This window comes from Sinomicrobium endophyticum (assembly GCF_052983315.1).
The window spans coordinates 171,212-189,627 of sequence record NZ_JBRKIS010000010.1 but is presented as its reverse complement, the minus strand read 5'-3'; the positions used below and the strand labels follow the sequence as shown (position 1 = coordinate 189,627).

General features: G+C 43.5%; 14 protein-coding genes and 1 tRNA gene. 7 read left to right on the top strand and 8 right to left on the bottom strand.

What is annotated here, in order from left to right; translation table 11 throughout:
- Positions 1 to 5: 5 nt before the first annotated feature.
- The gene (gene miaA, locus ACVBDU_RS03320; protein WP_447178360.1) at positions 6 to 941 is read left to right on the top strand and encodes a tRNA (adenosine(37)-N6)-dimethylallyltransferase MiaA; all 936 of its coding nucleotides are present in this window, start codon (positions 6 to 8) and stop codon (positions 939 to 941) included.
- A gap of 336 nt (positions 942 to 1,277) precedes the next feature.
- Positions 1,278 to 1,360: transfer RNA gene (locus tag ACVBDU_RS03315), tRNA-Tyr, on the top strand.
- Positions 1,361 to 1,439: 79 nt separating this feature from the next.
- Here the strand turns inward: ACVBDU_RS03315 and ACVBDU_RS03310 are convergent.
- Complete coding sequence (locus ACVBDU_RS03310; RefSeq protein WP_447178359.1) at positions 1,440 to 2,252, bottom strand: universal stress protein; 813 nt, start codon at positions 2,250 to 2,252, stop codon at positions 1,440 to 1,442.
- Positions 2,253 to 2,557: 305 nt separating this feature from the next.
- Here ACVBDU_RS03310 and ACVBDU_RS03305 point away from each other — a divergent pair, with 305 nt between their 5' ends.
- The 3 genes from ACVBDU_RS03305 to ACVBDU_RS03295 all read left to right on the top strand — a co-directional run bounded on the left by ACVBDU_RS03305 (position 2,558) and on the right by ACVBDU_RS03295 (position 6,495).
- Positions 2,558 to 3,385: an OmpA/MotB family protein gene (locus tag ACVBDU_RS03305; protein WP_447178358.1), complete on the top strand. Its 828-nt coding sequence runs from the start codon at positions 2,558 to 2,560 to the stop codon at positions 3,383 to 3,385.
- A gap of 327 nt (positions 3,386 to 3,712) precedes the next feature.
- Positions 3,713 to 5,047, top strand: a complete 1,335-nt coding sequence (locus ACVBDU_RS03300) for a dipeptidase (protein WP_447178357.1) — start codon at positions 3,713 to 3,715, stop codon at positions 5,045 to 5,047.
- Between the two features lie 158 nt (positions 5,048 to 5,205).
- The gene (locus ACVBDU_RS03295) at positions 5,206 to 6,495 is read left to right on the top strand and encodes a mechanosensitive ion channel family protein (protein WP_447178356.1); all 1,290 of its coding nucleotides are present in this window, start codon (positions 5,206 to 5,208) and stop codon (positions 6,493 to 6,495) included.
- Positions 6,496 to 6,575: 80 nt separating this feature from the next.
- Here ACVBDU_RS03295 and ACVBDU_RS03290 read toward each other — a convergent pair whose 3' ends face one another.
- The 5 genes from ACVBDU_RS03290 to ACVBDU_RS03270 form a co-directional block, all read right to left on the bottom strand.
- On the bottom strand, positions 6,576 to 6,917 hold the full coding sequence (locus ACVBDU_RS03290; RefSeq protein WP_447178355.1) for a DUF2853 family protein: 342 nt from the start codon (positions 6,915 to 6,917) through the stop codon (positions 6,576 to 6,578).
- Positions 6,918 to 6,992: 75 nt separating this feature from the next.
- Complete coding sequence (gene menD, locus ACVBDU_RS03285) at positions 6,993 to 8,675, bottom strand: 2-succinyl-5-enolpyruvyl-6-hydroxy-3-cyclohexene-1-carboxylic-acid synthase (RefSeq protein WP_447178354.1); 1,683 nt, start codon at positions 8,673 to 8,675, stop codon at positions 6,993 to 6,995.
- Positions 8,676 to 8,843: 168 nt separating this feature from the next.
- Positions 8,844 to 9,992 carry a chorismate-binding protein gene (locus ACVBDU_RS03280; protein WP_447178353.1) on the bottom strand — a complete coding sequence of 383 codons (1,149 nt, stop codon included), beginning with the start codon at positions 9,990 to 9,992 and terminating at the stop codon, positions 8,844 to 8,846.
- 25 nt (positions 9,993 to 10,017) lie between these two features.
- Entirely contained in the window at positions 10,018 to 10,443 is a 426-nt protein-coding gene (locus tag ACVBDU_RS03275) for a PaaI family thioesterase (protein WP_447178352.1), read from the bottom strand.
- Between the two features lie 203 nt (positions 10,444 to 10,646).
- Positions 10,647 to 11,477 (bottom strand): M57 family metalloprotease, encoded by an 831-nt coding sequence (locus ACVBDU_RS03270; RefSeq protein WP_447178351.1) that lies wholly within the window; start codon positions 11,475 to 11,477, stop codon positions 10,647 to 10,649.
- Between the two features lie 173 nt (positions 11,478 to 11,650).
- Between ACVBDU_RS03270 and ACVBDU_RS03265 the strand changes: the two genes are divergently transcribed.
- Positions 11,651 to 14,437 carry a S8 family serine peptidase gene (locus ACVBDU_RS03265; RefSeq protein ID WP_447178350.1) on the top strand — a complete coding sequence of 929 codons (2,787 nt, stop codon included), beginning with the start codon at positions 11,651 to 11,653 and terminating at the stop codon, positions 14,435 to 14,437.
- Positions 14,438 to 14,612: 175 nt separating this feature from the next.
- Here the strand turns inward: ACVBDU_RS03265 and dnaK are convergent, their stop codons facing one another.
- Positions 14,613 to 16,532, bottom strand: coding sequence for a molecular chaperone DnaK (gene dnaK, locus ACVBDU_RS03260; protein ID WP_447178349.1), 1,920 nt, complete (start codon positions 16,530 to 16,532; stop codon positions 14,613 to 14,615).
- A gap of 32 nt (positions 16,533 to 16,564) precedes the next feature.
- The gene (locus tag ACVBDU_RS03255; RefSeq protein WP_447178348.1) at positions 16,565 to 16,759 is read right to left on the bottom strand and encodes a hypothetical protein; all 195 of its coding nucleotides are present in this window, start codon (positions 16,757 to 16,759) and stop codon (positions 16,565 to 16,567) included.
- Positions 16,760 to 16,985: 226 nt separating this feature from the next.
- Between ACVBDU_RS03255 and ACVBDU_RS03250 the strand changes: the two genes are divergently transcribed.
- Complete coding sequence (locus ACVBDU_RS03250) at positions 16,986 to 18,410, top strand: L-serine ammonia-lyase (protein ID WP_447178347.1); 1,425 nt, start codon at positions 16,986 to 16,988, stop codon at positions 18,408 to 18,410.
- The last annotated feature ends 6 nt before the right edge of the window (positions 18,411 to 18,416 follow it).

The window sequence follows — 18,416 nt, the reverse complement described above, 5'->3', positions numbered from 1 at the left end:
TCCCTTTGGAGTACAAAAAAAACAAATATCTCATCACGGTTGTCGGCCCAACAGCCATTGGTAAAACCGCCATGGCCATCCGTATAGCCGAATATTTCGGAACCGTAGTACTGTCTTCGGATTCCAGGCAATTCTACAAGGAGATGTGTATCGGTACGGCTGTGCCCTCTGCAAACGAACTCTCTGCCGTTCCGCACTATTTTATACAACATAAAAGTATTTCTGAAGACTATTCCGTCGGGGATTTTGAAAGGGAGGGGCTTTCCCTGCTGGAAGAACTTTTCACAACCAGGGATGTTGTAGTTATGACCGGTGGCAGCGGGCTTTATGTCAATGCGATATTAAAGGGATTGGATGATTTTCCGGACGTAGATCCGTCTATAAGACAGAAGCTCAACGAACGGCTGGAAAGAGAAGGCATTCAGAGCTTGGCCGAACAATTGCAAAACCTGGACCCGGTTTATTGCAAACAGGCAGACATGGAAAACCCGCACAGGATGATACGTGCACTGGAAATCTGCCTGGGGACAAACAAACCTTATTCTTCCTTTTTGTCCGGGAAATCGAAAAAAAGGGATTTTTTCTCTGTTACCGTAGGACTTACCGCGGAGAGAGAAATAATTTACGAGCGGATAAACCGAAGAGTGGACATAATGATAGATAACGGTCTGCTCCGGGAAGTGGAATCCCTGTTCCCGTTCAGGCAAAAAAATGCCCTCCAGACCGTCGGATATAAAGAGTTATTCGAATACCTGCAAGGTAATTGCAACCTGGAATCTGCCGTTTCCGAAATAAAAAAGAATACCCGCCGTTTTGCCAAAAGACAGCTTACCTGGTTCCGGAAACAGGAAGATATAACCTGGTTTGATTATGAACAGGACGTTTCGGATATTCTGGAATACATTACTTCCCGTATACGCAATAACCAGAAGGCGGTTTGATCTGTATTGATCTCCGTTTCGGATTTAAAACCCTCCCGCTATCGAAATCTGTTGCAGTTATACTTTAGTTCCTCTAAATTTTTAGCCACGGATATATTAAAGTTACCTTAAAAAGAATTCATGCATCCGTAGCTAAACAGACTTCCGGGCTGCCGGAAACCTGTAGATTTCCGATCGACAGAGGTCTTTTCCTGTTTTTTTGAAACAAATTGTTTTCATACTCAAACAGTTGTACTGTTCACCCATAAGTTCTGCAATTTTTCTCTTGCACAATCGTAAAACAGCATTATATTTGCACCGTTCATTTGTAAGGGCATTGCCCGGAAATGACGGCTCGGGGAGATACTCAAGCGGCCAACGAGGACAGACTGTAAATCTGTTGGTTTTCACCTTCGCAGGTTCGAATCCTGCTCTCCCCACGTAACGAGAAAGACGCTAAAAATGAGCGTCTTTCTCGTTTTCAAACTCTTCTGGTCCATTATTATTATCCATCCGCATTTAGACTGGTAATGAAAGTAACGGAACATCGCTTCCCGATGCCATCATTCTGGTTTTACTCCTATGGATCAGGGATTTCCAGAAACCGTATTTATACGGCACCATGATTAGCATATCTGTTTTGGTAGCCGCCATTTCCTGTTTAATAGTTTCAAGTATTTTTTTGGACTCCACGCTTTTATAATAGTGGGTAATGTCCTTCAGTTCATGATCCACCATTTCCGTTTTTGAAGCTTTTTCCTGTAATTCTTCTATTTTATTGCTTACGTGGAATACTTCAACAATTGCCCCGAAGCCGGAGGCAAAAGCGTGTACTTTTTCAAGTATACTCTTATGTACACCTTTCATGATATCACAGGCAAAAAGAATATGATAAATTCCTTTATATCTCGCCCCTATCGGAATGGCCAATATAGGAATGCTGAGTTCATTAATGGCCGTTGTCGTGGTGTTTCCCATCAGATCCTGCTCTACGGATTTCCGTGCCATTCCCATTATGAGCATCTCTGCCTGGCACTGTCCGATACAATACTCAACTTCCACATAAAAGTCTCCGGATGCCAGGTGTATATCCGCATCTATTCCGTAAGTAGCCCGAATCCTTTCTTTAACCGCTTCCAGATCTCTGTTTTTTTTAGCTATAAGAATTTCTATGCTTTCGTCAGACAATCTTGCATTTAAGGCATGTATGGAAATGTTGTACAGTGTAAACAGCACAAGCTTATACTGGTATTCGGCTGCCATTTTTGCAGCATATAAAAGCGCATTTTCCGCCTCGTCCGAAAAATCCGTGGCTACTACTATTGTTTTCATCTCTGGATATTTGATAATGTTATTTTCTATGATATACGGATCAAATATATGAGAAGGTAGCAAAGGGTAACATGATATTTATCAGATGGTAAATTATGCAAGGAATAAACTATTTGAGGTCGTCCTAACGGAAAATTATGTGCTATTTAAGTCCTCCTGAAGCCTGCTTAACATTCGGCATTTTCTCTCCGGGTCATAAATGTTAAAAAAATGTTAAAAGAATATTTTACTTATACCTTTATATAAGATAGCCTGCTACCTGGCGTTATAGAAGCGATTGAACTGTTAAATCAAATATCAAAACTATGAAGAAAGTGATTATCGTAACCGTTCTGGGAAGTCTTGTATTTACTTCTTGCGTTTCCAAGAAGAAATATGTGGCGCTGGAGCAGGATCTTTCCAATACCCGAAGTGTTCTGCAGAAAACGACGGTAGAAAAAGAAGAGCTGGAGGACAAATTCGCTAAAATAGAATCCCGCGTTTCTGAATACAATGCCAAAATAAGCTCTCTGAGAGAAGAAAATGACGAAAAACTGGTACAAGTAGGAGACCTGGCCGTAATGTCCAACAATACCAAAGCCAAAATGATGGCTACACTGGCCAAAGTAGATCCCCGCGAACTGGAAAAAGCACAGACCCTAGAAGACTCTATCAATCTGGCAATCTCGTATAACCTGAAAAGTTCTATTACAGACAGTTCTAATAGTGAAGATATAGACATCAATGTAGATCAGACCGTAGTAATGATCTCCGTATCGGACAAACTGTTATTCCGAAGTGGCAGCTACCAGGTAAACAGCAAGGCTTACAACCTCCTGCAAAAACTTGCGGATGTTATCAATTCCGAGCCGAGCATGGAGGTGATGGTTGAAGGGCACACCGATTCCCAGACTGTAAAAGAAGGAGCTTATATCAAAGATAACTGGGAGCTTAGTGTACAACGTTCCACAGCCATCGTAAGGCTCTTACAGAACAAATACAACGTTAACCCGAAGCAAATGATAGCCGCAGGAAGAGGAAGTACTATGCCGGTTGTAGATAACGACTCGTCCGAAAACAGGGCTAAAAACAGACGTACACGAATAGTAATCATTCCTAACCTGGACAAATTCTTTGCCCTTCTGGAATCGTAATAAGCATAAACAAAGTGAAATATTTGCTGCCCGGAATTACTTCCGGGCAGTTTTTTTTGGACCAAGTATAAACCTGTTTTTTTCAGAAATTCTGAATTGGTTAAACATCGTATCAGGGGTTACCCCCTGTCTTCTGTATTCCTCTAAGTGTCATTTTCCCGGAGAAACCATGACCAAAAGAAAAACCCCTCCCTCCTCCACCCGGTCCCTTTTTTGTGTATTTTTCATTAACATACCCTCATTTTTGCAGGAAGCGGAAATAAAAATTAAAATGGAATCCGTAATAATTTGTAATTTCCCTTCTGCTAACTCAAAAATTCGACATAAATGAAGATTTACCATTACCTCTCTCTTTCCGTGCTGGTTTTGTCCGGGGCCTGTAAAACGGACAAAAAAACCGAAACCGGCGATACTTCCACAATGGATTCCATCGCATTGATTGAAAAGGCCCGTACTATCCACAAAAATGTTATTACCATAGACACACATAACGACATCAATGTGCGGAATTTCACTGATAGTATTAACTATACTATGGACCTGGACACACAGATAACCCTTCCGAAAATGGAGGAAGGCGGCCTGGATGTCACCTGGCTTATCGTTTATACCGGGCAGGATTCCCTGACTACCAAAGGTTATGCCAGGGCATACGATAATGCTATCTCCAAATTCGATGCCATTCACCGGCTTTGCGAAGAGATCGCTCCCGATCGTATAGCACTTGCCCTGTCTTCTGCCGACGTCCGAAAAATTCACGCTTCCGGAAAAAAGGTAGCCATGATAGGTGTGGAAAATGCCTATCCTATGGGAACCGATCTTTCCAATGTAAAAAAATTTCACGATCTGGGCGCGAGGTACATGTCGCTTTCGCACAACGGTCACAGCCAGTTCTGTGATTCCAATACGGGAGAAAAAGACAGCGTATGGCTTTATCACGGCCTGAGTGATCTCGGAAAACAAGCCATTGCGGAAATGAATAAATGGGGGATTATGATAGACCTCTCCCACCCTTCCGCCGAATCAAACAAACAGGCCATAAAGCTTTCCAAAGCTCCTGTTATCGCCTCCCATTCTTCGGCAAGAGGGTTGTGCAACCACAGCCGCAACCTGAGCGATGAAGAGTTGCTTATGGTCAAAGAGAATGGCGGGGTGGTACAAACCGTTGCTTTCTCTGCCTATGTAAATACCGGGAAAAACGATTTGCGTAATAAGGCAGAGCAAACGATAAAAAAACAGGTAGCAGACTCCCTGGGATTTGTTTTGCTCGAACGGGAAGATTATATGGCACTCTCCTCCGACGATCGAAGAGACTACTTTGAAAACGTATACAAAAAGGTAAATGACCTGAGCCGGGAAAAGATCCGGAAGGATGATTCCCTTCCCGAAAGAGTAAATGTCGCGGATTTTGCGGACCATATAGACTATATGGTAAATCTCATTGGCATAGACCATGTCGGCATCAGTTCTGATTTTGACGGAGGTGGTGGTATCAGCGGCTGGGACGACGCTTCCGAAACCCTTAATATTACTTTCGAACTCGTAAAAAGAGGATACTCCGAAGAAGACATCCGAAAATTATGGGGAGATAACCTGCTCCGTGTATTGGATGAAGTGCAACAGGTAGCACAACAACTTCAGGCAGGAAGCGCGGAAAGTTAAGAGTAACTGAAAATCAGACAGTTTTTCCGTATGCTCATCCGTAAAACCGGATTCCCGTCCGTTCCGGGACGGGAATTTCAGTTCACGGACACAGGGTTTTTCATTTGCTCAATAACCGTATCTTTGCAGCAAATCTAAACCCGAAAAACACATAATTTATGCAACAACAAGGACCTATTTACGAATGGAGCCGAAAATTCTACAATCTTTTGATACACGAAGGTGTTTCGGTTGAATTATCCGTTCAGCTGAACCTTGCACTCAATCTTATAGTGTTAGGCCTTATAATATTCCTTCTGGACTTTGTTTTTAAAAAGGTGGTCATTAAGGCATTTTTCATCTTCTCCACCAAAACCAAAACCACTTTTGACGATTTCCTGGTACAAAGTAACTTCCCGAAATATATAGCCCATATCATACCTCTGATCTTTATCATACGGATGATTCCCATAGTTTTTTCGGATTTTCCCGGATGGGGCAACTTTAGCATGAAGATCGTGGATATATACATGGCCTTACTTGGTGTGTGGATATTTCGCAGTTTCCTTCGGTCTCTCAAGAATTTACTCAGGACGAAAGATGCTTATAAAGACAAACCCCTGGATAGCTTCGTACAGGTATTTTTAATATTCGCCTGGATCATAGCTGCCATATACCTCTTTACCGTACTTACGGAAAAAGATCCTATAACGTTCTTAACTGCTTTGGGTGCCGCATCTGCAGTTATCCTACTTATTTTTAAGGACTCTATACTCGGTTTTGTTGCCAGTATCCAGGTAGCAGCCAATGATATGGTACGTATAGGCGACTGGATAACCGTTGAAAAATATGGTGCTGACGGAGACGTTATGGAAATAAATCTCGCCACTGTAAAGGTTCGTAATTTTGACAGGACCATTACCACAATTCCCACATATGCCCTTATCGCCGATTCTTTCCGTAACTGGAGAGGAATGCAGGACAGCGGCGGAAGGCGAATAAAAAGAGCCTTATATGTTGCGGTGAGCAGTATCCGTTACCTGACGGAAGAAGAAGTCGGGGACCTCAAAAAAATACAACTTCTGGCTTCTTACCTGGACCATCGTCAAACAGATATAACAAAATATAATACAGACAACAATATAGATAAGAGTATTTTACTGAACGGACGTAACCAGACGAATATGGGAGTATTCCGTAAGTACATAGATACTTACGTAAAAAACCATCCGGCAGTCAATAAAGACATGACCATGATGGTACGCCACCTCCCTCCCACACCACAGGGAATTCCCCTGGAGATATATATATTTTCCAGTGATAAACGATGGGTGAACTACGAACATATCATGGCCGATATTTTCGATCATGTTCTGGCAGCCGTCCCTTATTTTGACCTGGAAATATACGAATCGCCCAGCAGTAAGGACATGAAACGATTATCTCAGACCTCTTCCATGCGCAACTAACCGGTGCGCAACAGGCATAAAAAAGTCCCGGGAATCTGAATTATTCCCGGGACTTTTATTTTTTCAGAAAATATAACAGCCTATTTATATACCGATTCTTTCTTAAAATGTTTTGTCAAAAGATAATAAACTACCGCCCTGTATTTGTTTCGGTTAGACCGTCCGTATTTTTCAATTGCCGAATCGATCGCTTTGTCCAGGTCAGCACTGTCTTTCAAACCCAATTTTTTGATAAGGAAATTTTTCTTTACCGTAGCCAGTTCTTTCGGATCCGTACCCGAAACCGTTTCGGCATCCGCATTATAAATGGAAGGCCCTAATCCGATGGTTACCTTGGTCAGCAGGTCCATGTCAGCTTTTACACCGCATTTGTCTTTAAGGTCTGCGGCATACTTGGCAATAAGTTCGTCTCTTTTGCTCATTAGTATTAATTTTATTGTTAATAAGGTGGTTCTAATTTAACAAAAATTATCCGACTTTTATCAATTTATCCCGGTTTATTCCGAAAAATCATCGGATAAATGCTTGAAATAATCGATTAAAACACCATCATTAACTTTTCGCGGGGTAAATACTTCCAGGAGCTTTGGGGCTTCCGAAGCCTTGTAAAGCCTGCTTAAACCTTCTTTTAACGAATTTTCATCATCAGCTTTTAAATAGCCTATACCGTACATTGCACACAAGTGTTCAGCCGTAAGTCCGTGAACAGTCTCGAAATAAGTATCGAAATTCTCCGTGTTCTTATGCCCCGGCAGTATGCGAAAAATTCCCCCTCCCCCGTTATTGATCACGATAATGCGGAAGTCTTTAGGTTTGTAGTTGTTCCAAAGTGCATTACTGTCATAAAAGAAACTGAGGTCACCGGTAACCAGGGTTGCGGGCAATTCAGACTGTACGGAGGCCCCTATGGCAGTGGAGGTACTACCGTCAATGCCACTTGTTCCCCGGTTGCAGAAAACCTGCCACCCTTTTTTCATATCGAATAGCTGTGAGTAACGTATCGTAGCGCTGTTGCTGAAATGAATAAGTTGTTCCTGTGGAATTACCTTAAATATTTCGGCATATGCTTTAAGATCGGAAAAAGGGATTTTTTTAATGTAGTCCTCGTGCCGTGTTCCTCTCCTTCGCCTGGCTTCCTGCCAATATTCCCGGTAACTACTCTCCACATACCGGAATGCCGAAGTTGTATCGGAAAAAAAATCTGCAGGATGAACCTTAAAATGATGTGTCAGGCAAAAAAAAGTGTCATATGCCTTCTTGTCGTCCACGTGATAATGCCATTTCGGAGGACACTTTCTCAAAAATGCCTTCACTTTTTTGGAAACCACCAATCCGCCAAAAGTAAGCAGTAATCCCGGCTGTAGCTTTCCGAGTTCTTCCTCCAGCTTTTCAACGGGGGCTATGATCTTGTCAATTCCCGGAAAGAATCCGGGATGGTACAGGTTTGACGTGGTCTCGGTAAAAACAATAACGGAAGGGTCATTTACCAGCATTTCCTGGTATTCCACAGGAACATCCCCGGGATAATTAACCCCGACAAGTACCATTTTCCGCTCTGTGTTGTTCCACTGCTCCAGAAAAGCATCTCGTATACTTTCATCTCCGTTTTCCGGTTCCGGGTCCGGAGACCAATATCCGACTCCTGTCTCCGGAGTGTTCACCACTTCGTATAAAGGTTCTTCAAAAGGCACATTGATATGTACCGGCCCTTTACCGGTAACGGCCGTATGTATTGCCTTTTGTATCTGTTCTTCATTAAATACTTTGTTACCCTCTACCAGGTTAGCCGAGAAAAGAATATGATTGGCAAAGACGTTCTGTTGTCTTATCGTTTGCCCGTCTCCTATATCTATCTTATGGGCGGGCCTGTCCGCTGAGATTACCACAAGGGGAATATCGCTGTAAAAAGCCTCGCAAACGGCCGGATAATAATTGAGCAAGGCAGAACCGGAAGTGCATACCAAAGCGGCAGGTTTCCTGGTTTGTTGTGCTATCCCCAACGCGAAAAAAGCCGCACAACGCTCATCTACTATACTATACGAATTAAAAAAACCGTCGTGGGTAAAACCAATGGTTAACGGGGCATTCCTGGATCCCGGTGATAACACGATCTCAGTAATGTTTTTCGCCTTGCACAATTGAAGTACCGTCTGTGCAAGCGGTATTTTAGGATATATCATGTAATGTATCTTATTCTTGATAAAACAATCCGGTATCCGGCAGAAAACAAGATTTCCGAAAACCATTTTGCTATGACAAAAGTAGAGCACAGCCCGGTAAGTACAAAGGATTAGGAGGAATACTTTATCTGTGCGTAGCCATGTATACACATAGATTTGCCCGCCGGGTTATCCGAGTATCCTTTTCATGGTATACGATTTGTGCACCGTTTCTTCCCATTCCGACTCCGGAACGGAATCCCTGGTTATTCCACCACCAATATAAAGACTGGCCATGGTATCCTTTATCTGCATACAACGAAGGTTTACATACAGTGCAGAATCCCTGTTTCCGGTACCGGAAACAGAATTTGATTCCACATCTGCATTCAGTTCTCCGAGAAATCCGGCATAAAAACTTCTGTCGTATCCTTCGTTTTCCCGGATAAACCTCCTTGCCTCTTCCTTCGGAAACCCGCAAACTGCCGGCGTGGGATGCAGACTATGTAATAAAGGGGCTATATTCTTTGTTTTATACTCGGGGATCAGAGTTGCCTGTATGTCTGTTTTTATATGAAGCAGGTTTCCGGCACGGTGCGTCCCGGCTGCGGATATTTTAAGGCTCTTGACCTGGAAGCGCAAACTGTCTACGATAGAGTCCGTAACCACCTGTTGTTCCTGTCGTTCCTTTTCTCCCCAGTTCACTTTTGTAGTTCCCGAAAATTTTTGCGTCCCCGCAAGGGCCATTGTACGTAGTACACACCCGTTTATATATAACAGGGTTTCCGGAGTGGCCCCGAGCCATAGCCCTATTTGAGGGTGATACCAGATATAACAAAAAGCCGTTTCGTATGATTCCAGCAATCTTTGAAAAACGGATACGGGATCTTTCCCCCTAACCGGGACCTCTTCTTCTCTGGAAAGGACCACTTTTTTCAATTTTCCTTTCCGTATCGCTTCCACACCCTTTTTTACCAAGGCAATGTGCTTTTCCCTCTCTGTGGAATTGTCTTTATCTACTGGCTCTTCTTTATTCGTTTCTCTTTCGTCCCCCTTTTTGCCGGGCAATCGGGAAAACAATTTTTCCGTTTCCGAATATGGTATGAGAATGGTTTGCTCCTTCGTATCAAAAGGAGAAAAAACAAATCCCTTTTCCGAAAAATCTTTTACGACGTGTAATTCGGCATCCTTCTGCAATAATGCCTTAATTATCCCCGGGCCTTCTGGTGTCACAACATTTTCAGACACGGGTTTGCGATATGCCACAAAGGGTAGTCCTTGTGTATATTGCTGTTTTATTTGTGTGAAAAAATCTTCTGCAGATATCATTTTAGTCATTGGATTCTGATAAATACCGATACGGTCAGTCTTTCTTTTTAGGTAATGATATTGTGGTGAGTTTACATACGGAGACAAGACGACCTTCCGTATCTGTCAGCAATATCTGCCACAATTGTGTGGTTCTTCCTTTGTGAAGTATCGTGGCCTTGGCATACACTTCACCTTCCTTAATACTTCTCACATGGTTAGCCGCGATTTCCACCCCGCGGATAAAAAAATCCTCGGTATTCAAAAAAATATAGGCAGCCGCACTTCCGACACTTTCGGCCAGAGCCACCATAGCTCCCCCATGCAATACTCCATCGGGTTGATGAACACCGCTGTTTACCGGCATCTTTGCTACCAGGTAGTCATCCCCCGTATCCGTATATTCTATCCGGAGGGTTTCCATAAGTGTATCCTTCCTCATGGCATTACACTTATCCAGGATTTTTTGTTTGTCCTTCATTTTCGCCATTTACGAGGTAAAAATACAAAAGAAAGCAGGAAAGATGAAGTTTCCGGCCAAAAGAAACGGGGTAAATGAGAAAGTTCCAGGTTACAGGTTTGAGCAGTGTAACCCGTAACCTGGAGCTTGAAACCAAAAAAAAGCGCAATCCCGGGATTGCGCTTTATAATTTCATTAAGGTCTAATTAGTCCGGATTGTAAGGCTAATATAGGTAATTTAATGCTACAATATCATACTGCCCCCAGTTACCACTAACTCCGGAATTAAAGCAGGCAAGCATAACGGAATTCGAATCATATCCTGTAGGAGTATTGGGTATATGCACGGCTCCTACCCCTGCTTCTCCTTCGTTAGAATTCTGTCCGCAACTTTGACGGCTATACCAGTCTGTGTGACGCATTCCCAGGCAATGTCCGATCTCGTGCATTATTACGTGGCGGATCACCTGTGTAGGATAGCTGTTCAGACCCGAAAATATCTGTACCCATTTGTACGGATTACCTCCGGAAGGGAAACCTGCCTGACCACCTGCTCCTCCGCTGGGACTGTATACCACAATGTCATACGGATTGTAATTTGTTCCGAAAGTCAAGGTGAAAGTCAGGCCGAGATTCAGATTGTTATAGCTGTTAATAGCCTGTTGCAGGGCAGTCTGCATTGCAGAAGAAAGCCCCTGGCTACTCCCAGTATATCCTATTACATTAATAGTTTTAGGAGAACTTACAAGGTTCCAGGTACGATATTGTTCACTTACTACACCACCGTGCAACTCCATTTTAGAGAGGTGTTCCTTAGACATTACTATATCGCCTTCTATAAGGTAGTTGGTTTCTACACTTCCGTCGGGCAGAATAATATCTGTTAAAGAAACATCGTTGGTGTTCAGTTCGAGAGACGCGATCTTATCGAGTACTTCCTCACTTACCTCCTGTTGGGCATTGAGGTTCTCTTCTTTCGGATCATTCTCACAAGCGGTTAACAGTAATCCTATTCCGACTATCGCCGGAATAAAAAAAGACTTCATTGTTTTCATGTAAAATTTGATTTGAGTTAATAATTGTTTCTTACCATAAGCAGACGTCTTAACTTACAATGGTACATAACAAACATAATAAAATATTTTTTAAATTTAACATTTCTTTAATCTTTTTTTACTTTATTTAACTCTTGATTTTGTACTTTAAACATTAATTTGTGAACATGAGCATGAAAAAACCTTTGTTTTTCTTACTATTTATAACTTCTTTAAGTTTTTACGGGCAAACGGAAAAATGGCATTGTTTCCTACAGAAAAACCAGGAAGGGAAGTATTATTTGGTAAAAAACGGGGTGGCTGAAAAGCTTTCCGGAGAATATACGACCATCAGGATTCTCGACCGGGAACATAGTATAGTTCGCATGAATCGTAACCCGGATATCGCAAAGCGGAAATACGGTCAGGATAAAATACTCCCGGTAAACGATTTATGGAAAATATCCCCGGGTGTTGATCTGTCCGCAAAGGGAAAAACCGCATACATCATCAAAACCCTGGACAAAAACTGTCTGGAGGACACAATACGAAAACACGGACTGCACAGCACACCTCTATACAACGGGTATCTGATGATAAAAACATCCGGCCTATATATACACGATCATATCTTACCGTTGGATTGTGTCACTTATATAGGAGAAGAATCCCTGGTCCCTGTCCGCGAAGGCACTATACCGGACCAGAACCTCGCCGTAAACCGCATCTCACTGTTACACGAAAAAGTCCCCGAACTCCTGGGAGAAAACATGATATTATCGGTAAAGGATGATCTTTATAATATAGACGACATAGACATTTCGGGTAAACATATTGCCTCCGGAAATCAGGCGAAAGATGTTAGCAGACATGCCACAGATATGGCAACAATCGCCACGGGACTTGGAAATACTTCGATAAACGGAAAGGGCGCAGCCCCGGAATCGCGCTTATCTTCCTCCGATTTCCGATCGCTTTATCCGGATACAGACCTGCAAAGCCTGGACATTGTTACTCAAAACCATTCTTACGGCACGCAAATCGAAAATTTCTACGGTTCCCTGGCCGAAGCATATGACGCTTATTTGTACGACAACCCCTTACAGGTCCATCTTTTTTCTTCCGGAAATTCCGGTAGCGAAACATCTTCGGATGGTGTTTATTCGGGTATTCCCGGATTCGCCAATATTACGGGAAATTTTAAAATGGCCAAAAATATACTCACCGTGGGGGCATTGGACACGCAATTATCCGTTCCTTCTTTTTCCTCCAAAGGGCCTGCATACGACGGCAGGATAAAACCCGACCTCACGGCCTTCAGTTCCATTGGTACTTCCAACGCCAATGCTCTTGTATCGGGCATAACACTATTATTGCAGCAGTATTACCGAAAAGAACACCAGGACTCCCTTCCTCCTTCGTCCCTGATAAAAGCCATACTGATAAACGGGGCGGATGACATAGATACTCCCGGCCCCGATTTCCACACCGGATATGGTAATGCCAATGCTTATGAAAGCTGGGAAATATTAAAGAATAAACAGTTTATTTCGGGAAGCGTAGGCTATGCCCAAGCCCGGGAATATACTATCCCTGTTCCGGAAGATGCCGGCACCCTGAAAGTCACTCTCTCCTGGACAGATCTTCCCGCCGAACCCAACTCCAACATAGCATTGGTCAACGATCTGGATTTGACGGTAATCCACGGAAGTAAAACCGTGGATCCCTGGATACTTGATCATAACGCCAATGAAGAAGCACTTAACAAACCTGCCGTACGTGGTAAGGACCATATTAACAATACGGAGCAGGTATTTGTGGAAAATATAACGGAGAATACAGTAACCATACGTGTACAGGGACATGCCATAACCGGCGATAACCAGAATTTTTCCATCGCGTACTCCTGGATAAAGACAAATGATTTTGAATGGGTGAATCCCGTAGCAGGCAACAGTTTCCCCTATGACGGTATTTCAACCGATTTTTTACGATGGAGAAATACATTTCCAATCACTAATGGCAAACTGGATGTAAGTTATGATAGCGGAAGTACCTGGAATACCATACATAATGAAGTTGCCCTGTCTCCGGGATATTTTTCCTGGGACCCGGTCACCGAAGAGGGTAAGACAGCTACTTTGCGAATGACTATCGGCAGTGAGAGTTTCATATCCCCTCCGTTTCTTATCTCGTACGCTCTACGGCCCCGTATCAGCCTGAAATGCGGGGATATTATCGAAATATCGTGGACAAAAAATACCGCAGCCATCGCTTACGATATTTTTTCCCTTCAAAATAACACGATGACATTTACCGAGCAGGTTACCGACACCACATACATCATCTCCGGTGACTCCCGGTACCATGCCGTTGCCCCCGTATATACGAATAATGTAACGGGAATTCGCAGCGAAACCGTTTCCATTATTACGGACAGGGAACAATGCTATTGGGAATCTATATACGCCACTAACCTGGAGGATGAAAATCGCATCCTCCTCTATTTCTCACTTGGTAGTACATACCGAGCACAAAGGATCGAGATCTACAAAATAACTTACGGAGAAGAAGAACTTATACAACAAATAAACCCGATCAATCAAAAGGAATTCCGGGTATGGGACAATAATCCCGTTGAAGGAGGCAATATGTACCGTGCCAAACTTATCCTGGAGGACGGTACCGAAATCTATTCCGAAACCGTCAATGCTATCTACCTGGCCACAACGCCGTTCCTTGTATTCCCTAACCCGGTTACTTCGGATGGGATAAATGTTTACAGCAAAAGTATCGAAGAAGACAAGGAAGTATATATCTACCTGTATTCGGTAGAAGGCAAATTCATTTTCCGGAAACAGGTTATTTCCGATCGGGATTTTATATCCCTTGCACGACTTACCAATGGCATATATTATTACAGTATTGAAGTTGCCGGTAAAAAACGTAAATCGGGAGGATTAATACTTAACCGAATATAACCAGCTACCTCCTGGCATTCGGGTGGTTATCGGAACGGAGTATAAATCTACCCTGGTGGGTAAGATATTATTCCTCCTCTTCATCTGAAAGAGGTTATAAGTTAACCAAAAAGCAAAAAGCTGCCCGGAAAAATTCCGGACAGCTTTTTTATCTTGCTTAAAGGTTATAACACTCTTATTTCACTTCTTCGAAGTCCACATCCTGCACATCGTCGCCCTGTTGCTTATCTCCTTCGCCGGAGGCCGCATCGGCATTGGCATCTGCACCCGGAGCACCGTTTTGCTGTGCTTCTGCCTGTGCTTTGTACATTTCTTCGCTGGCAGTTTTCCAGGCTTCGTTTATTTTGGCAAGAGCAGGCTCAATAACCGCAATATCCTTGCTTTCATAGGCCTTTTTCAACTCTTCCAATCCATCTTCTATCGGTTTTTTCTTGTCTGCTGACAATTTATCCCCGAATTCTTTCAGTTGTTTTTCCGTCTGGAAGATCATGGCATCAGCTTCGTTGAGCTTTTCCACTTTTTCTTTAGTTGCCTTATCTGCTTCGGCATTCGCTTCAGCTTCCTTCTTCATTTTCTCGATTTCTTCTTCGGTGAGTCCGGAAGAAGCTTCGATACGGATATCCTGGGATTTTCCCGTAGCCTTGTCTGTCGCAGATACTTTTATAATACCATTGGCATCGATATCAAAAGTAACTTCAATCTGAGGCGTTCCTCTCGGTGCAGGTGGAATTCCGTCCAGGTGGAAACGTCCTATAGTCTTGTTATCAGTTGCCATGGGCCTTTCTCCCTGTAATACGTGGATCTCCACAGAAGGCTGGTTATCCGCAGCCGTAGAGAACACCTGCGATTTTTTTGTTGGGATGGTCGTGTTGGACTCTATAAGTTTGGTCATCACTCCTCCCATAGTTTCAATTCCGAGAGACAAAGGTGTTACGTCCAGTAACAGTACATCTTTTACATCTCCGGTAAGTACACCTCCCTGAATAGCGGCACCGATGGCAACTACTTCATCCGGGTTAACCCCTTTGGACGGTTTTTTACCAAAGAATTTCTCCACTTCTTCCTGTATCCTGGGCATACGGGTAGAACCACCTACCAGGATCACTTCATCGATATCCGATTTGGAAAGTCCGGCATCTTTAAGGGCTTTTTCACAAGGAAGCATAGATCGCTTCACCAGTTCATCAGCCAGTTGCTCGAACTTGGACCTGGTCAATGTTTTCACAAGGTGTTTAGGGCCGGAAGCCGTAGCTGTTACATATGGCAGGTTTATCTCGGTCTGTGAGGAAGAAGACAATTCGATCTTGGCTTTTTCGGCTGCTTCTTTCAGACGTTGCAATGCCATCGGGTCTTTACGAAGGTCTACGTTTTCTTCCTTGTTAAACTCATCCGCAAGCCAATCTATAATCACCTGGTCAAAGTCATCCCCTCCAAGGTGGGTATCTCCGTTGGTAGAAAGCACTTCAAAAACACCGTCTCCAAGTTCGAGGACAGATATATCGAAAGTACCACCACCAAGGTCATACACGGCAATCTTCTGGTCTTTGTTAGACTTGTCCAGTCCGTAAGCCAGGGCAGCAGCCGTAGGTTCGTTGATAATACGCTGTACTTTCAGTCCGGAGATCTCCCCGGCTTCTTTGGTAGCCTGTCGTTGGGAGTCGTTAAAATATGCGGGAACGGTAATAACCGCTTCCGTCACTTCCTGCCCGAGGTAATCCTCTGCCGTCTTCTTCATTTTCTGAAGTATCATTGCAGATAATTCCTGGGGAGTGTACAACCTTCCTTCTATATCCACACGCGGGGTATCGTTATCGCCTTTAACTACCTTGTAAGGTACCCTGCCTGCTTCTTTTGAAGACTCCGAATATTTGTTTCCCATAAAACGCTTTATAGAATAAATGGTTTTATGCGGGTTAGTCACAGCCTGACGTTTTGCAGGATCTCCTACTTTTATTTCCCCTCCTTCTACGAATGCAATGACAGAAGGTGTTGTTCTCTTTCCTTCAGCATTAGGTATCACTACCGGCTCATTACCCTCCATTACGGAAACGCAGGAGTTGGTAGTACCTAAGTCGATTCCAATAATTTTACTCATAATAGTGTGTTCTTATTTTTTACTTGGTATTTTTACTCGTTTGCTATCCTTAGGTCAATGATTGTGCCAAAACAATACAGCCCGTATTTTACTGCCATATCAAAAATATCCCTGTCATTTTGACCGGAAACCACAAAAAATAAAGGCTTCTGTCCTTCTACATTCAATTCGTAGTCCTGTGCAAATGCCGCTTTTACAATCCGTGTTTTTAAAAAAAGGATCATCATATTTCACCTGCTGTCACTTTCTTTTTATATATCCGGAAAAACTGTCTTTCCGTGTTAGGGATTCACAACTATTCGTTTATATTTGCTTCTGTAATATTGTTTGTAATTTAACACAAACATGCTGTTTAATTGTACTTTACAACACTTATTTCTGTCTTCTGTCCGGAACAAAGGGATGCCTCTCAGCCGGTATTAGAACAGATTTTTTTAAGATAAAGAAATATACATGGAGTGTATCAGTGTTTTTGACATGCTCAAGATAGGCATAGGGCCATCCAGTTCACACACCCTGGGCCCGTGGAGGGCAGCGGAAAGGTGGATTGCAGAACTTAAAGAGGAAGGGCATTTTGAGGATATAGTCTCCGTAAGGGTAGACCTTTACGGATCTTTGTCCCTCACTGGAAAGGGTCATGCCACTGACCTGGCGGTGATACTCGGACTTTCCGGTAAGGACCCGGAATATATTCCCGTAGAAGAAATTCCGGAGGCGGTAAATGACATTAGGGAGAAGAAAGAAATACGGTTCGGGAATTCCTATACGGTTGCTTTTGACATAAAGAAAGATATTATTTTCCACAAGGAGTTCCTCCCCTTTCACGCCAACGGCATGCGGTTTACGGCTATTTCTTCCGGGGGAGACACCTATTCCGAAACGTACTACTCTATAGGAGGAGGTTTTGTCGTACGTGAAGAAAGAGTGTCTGCCAAAGAAAACCTGAAGGCATTCAACCGCTTCCCCTACCAGGTGGAAAATGCGGCACAACTCCAGGAATACTGTCAGCGAGAAAACAAAACGATCTGGGAAATAGTACTGGAAAACGAAAGATCACTGCGAACGGACGAAGAAATTGACAGGGAATTGCAGCGTATATGGAATACGATGCTGGAGTCTATGTACATCGGTTGTCATACTGAAGGCACCCTGCCCGGGGGCTTACAGGTTAGACGGCGGGCATATGATTCTTATCAGAAACTCAAGGGGGACCTCCCCTACAATACGCCACAGGAATGGCTGGAAACCATAAGGAAAACCGAAGTGAAATTCCGACAGATACTCAAATGGGTAAGTTGTTTTGCCCTCAGTGTCAATGAAGTCAACGCTTCCCTGGGCAGGGTGGTCACCGCTCCCACCAACGGAAGCGCCGGGGTTATTCCTGCGGTACTTATGTATTATATGGTCATCGAAAATCACGAAGCAGATTTCGGACATATCAAACGCTTTTTACTGGTTGCCGGAGAAATTGGCAGTATTTTTAAGAAAGGGGCTACCATATCTGCCGCTATGGGAGGCTGCCAGGCGGAAATAGGTGTTTCTTCTGCCATGGCAGCTGCCGGACTGACGGCATTGTCAGGAGGGTCTACGGAACAGGTTCTGATGGCAGCCGAAATTGCCATGGAACACCATCTCGGACTTACCTGTGATCCTATTGGCGGGTTGGTACAGGTGCCTTGCATAGAACGCAATGCCATGGGTGCAATCAAGGCGATAAACGCGGCGGAACTGGCTATGGATGCTGATCCGAGAAATGCTAAAGTTCCTCTGGACAAAGTGGTAAATACCATGTGGGAAACTGCAAAAGATATGAATTCCAAGTACAAGGAAACTTCGGAAGGCGGACTTGCCGTGGGTGTTTTCCTGTCCGACTGTTAGTACGGA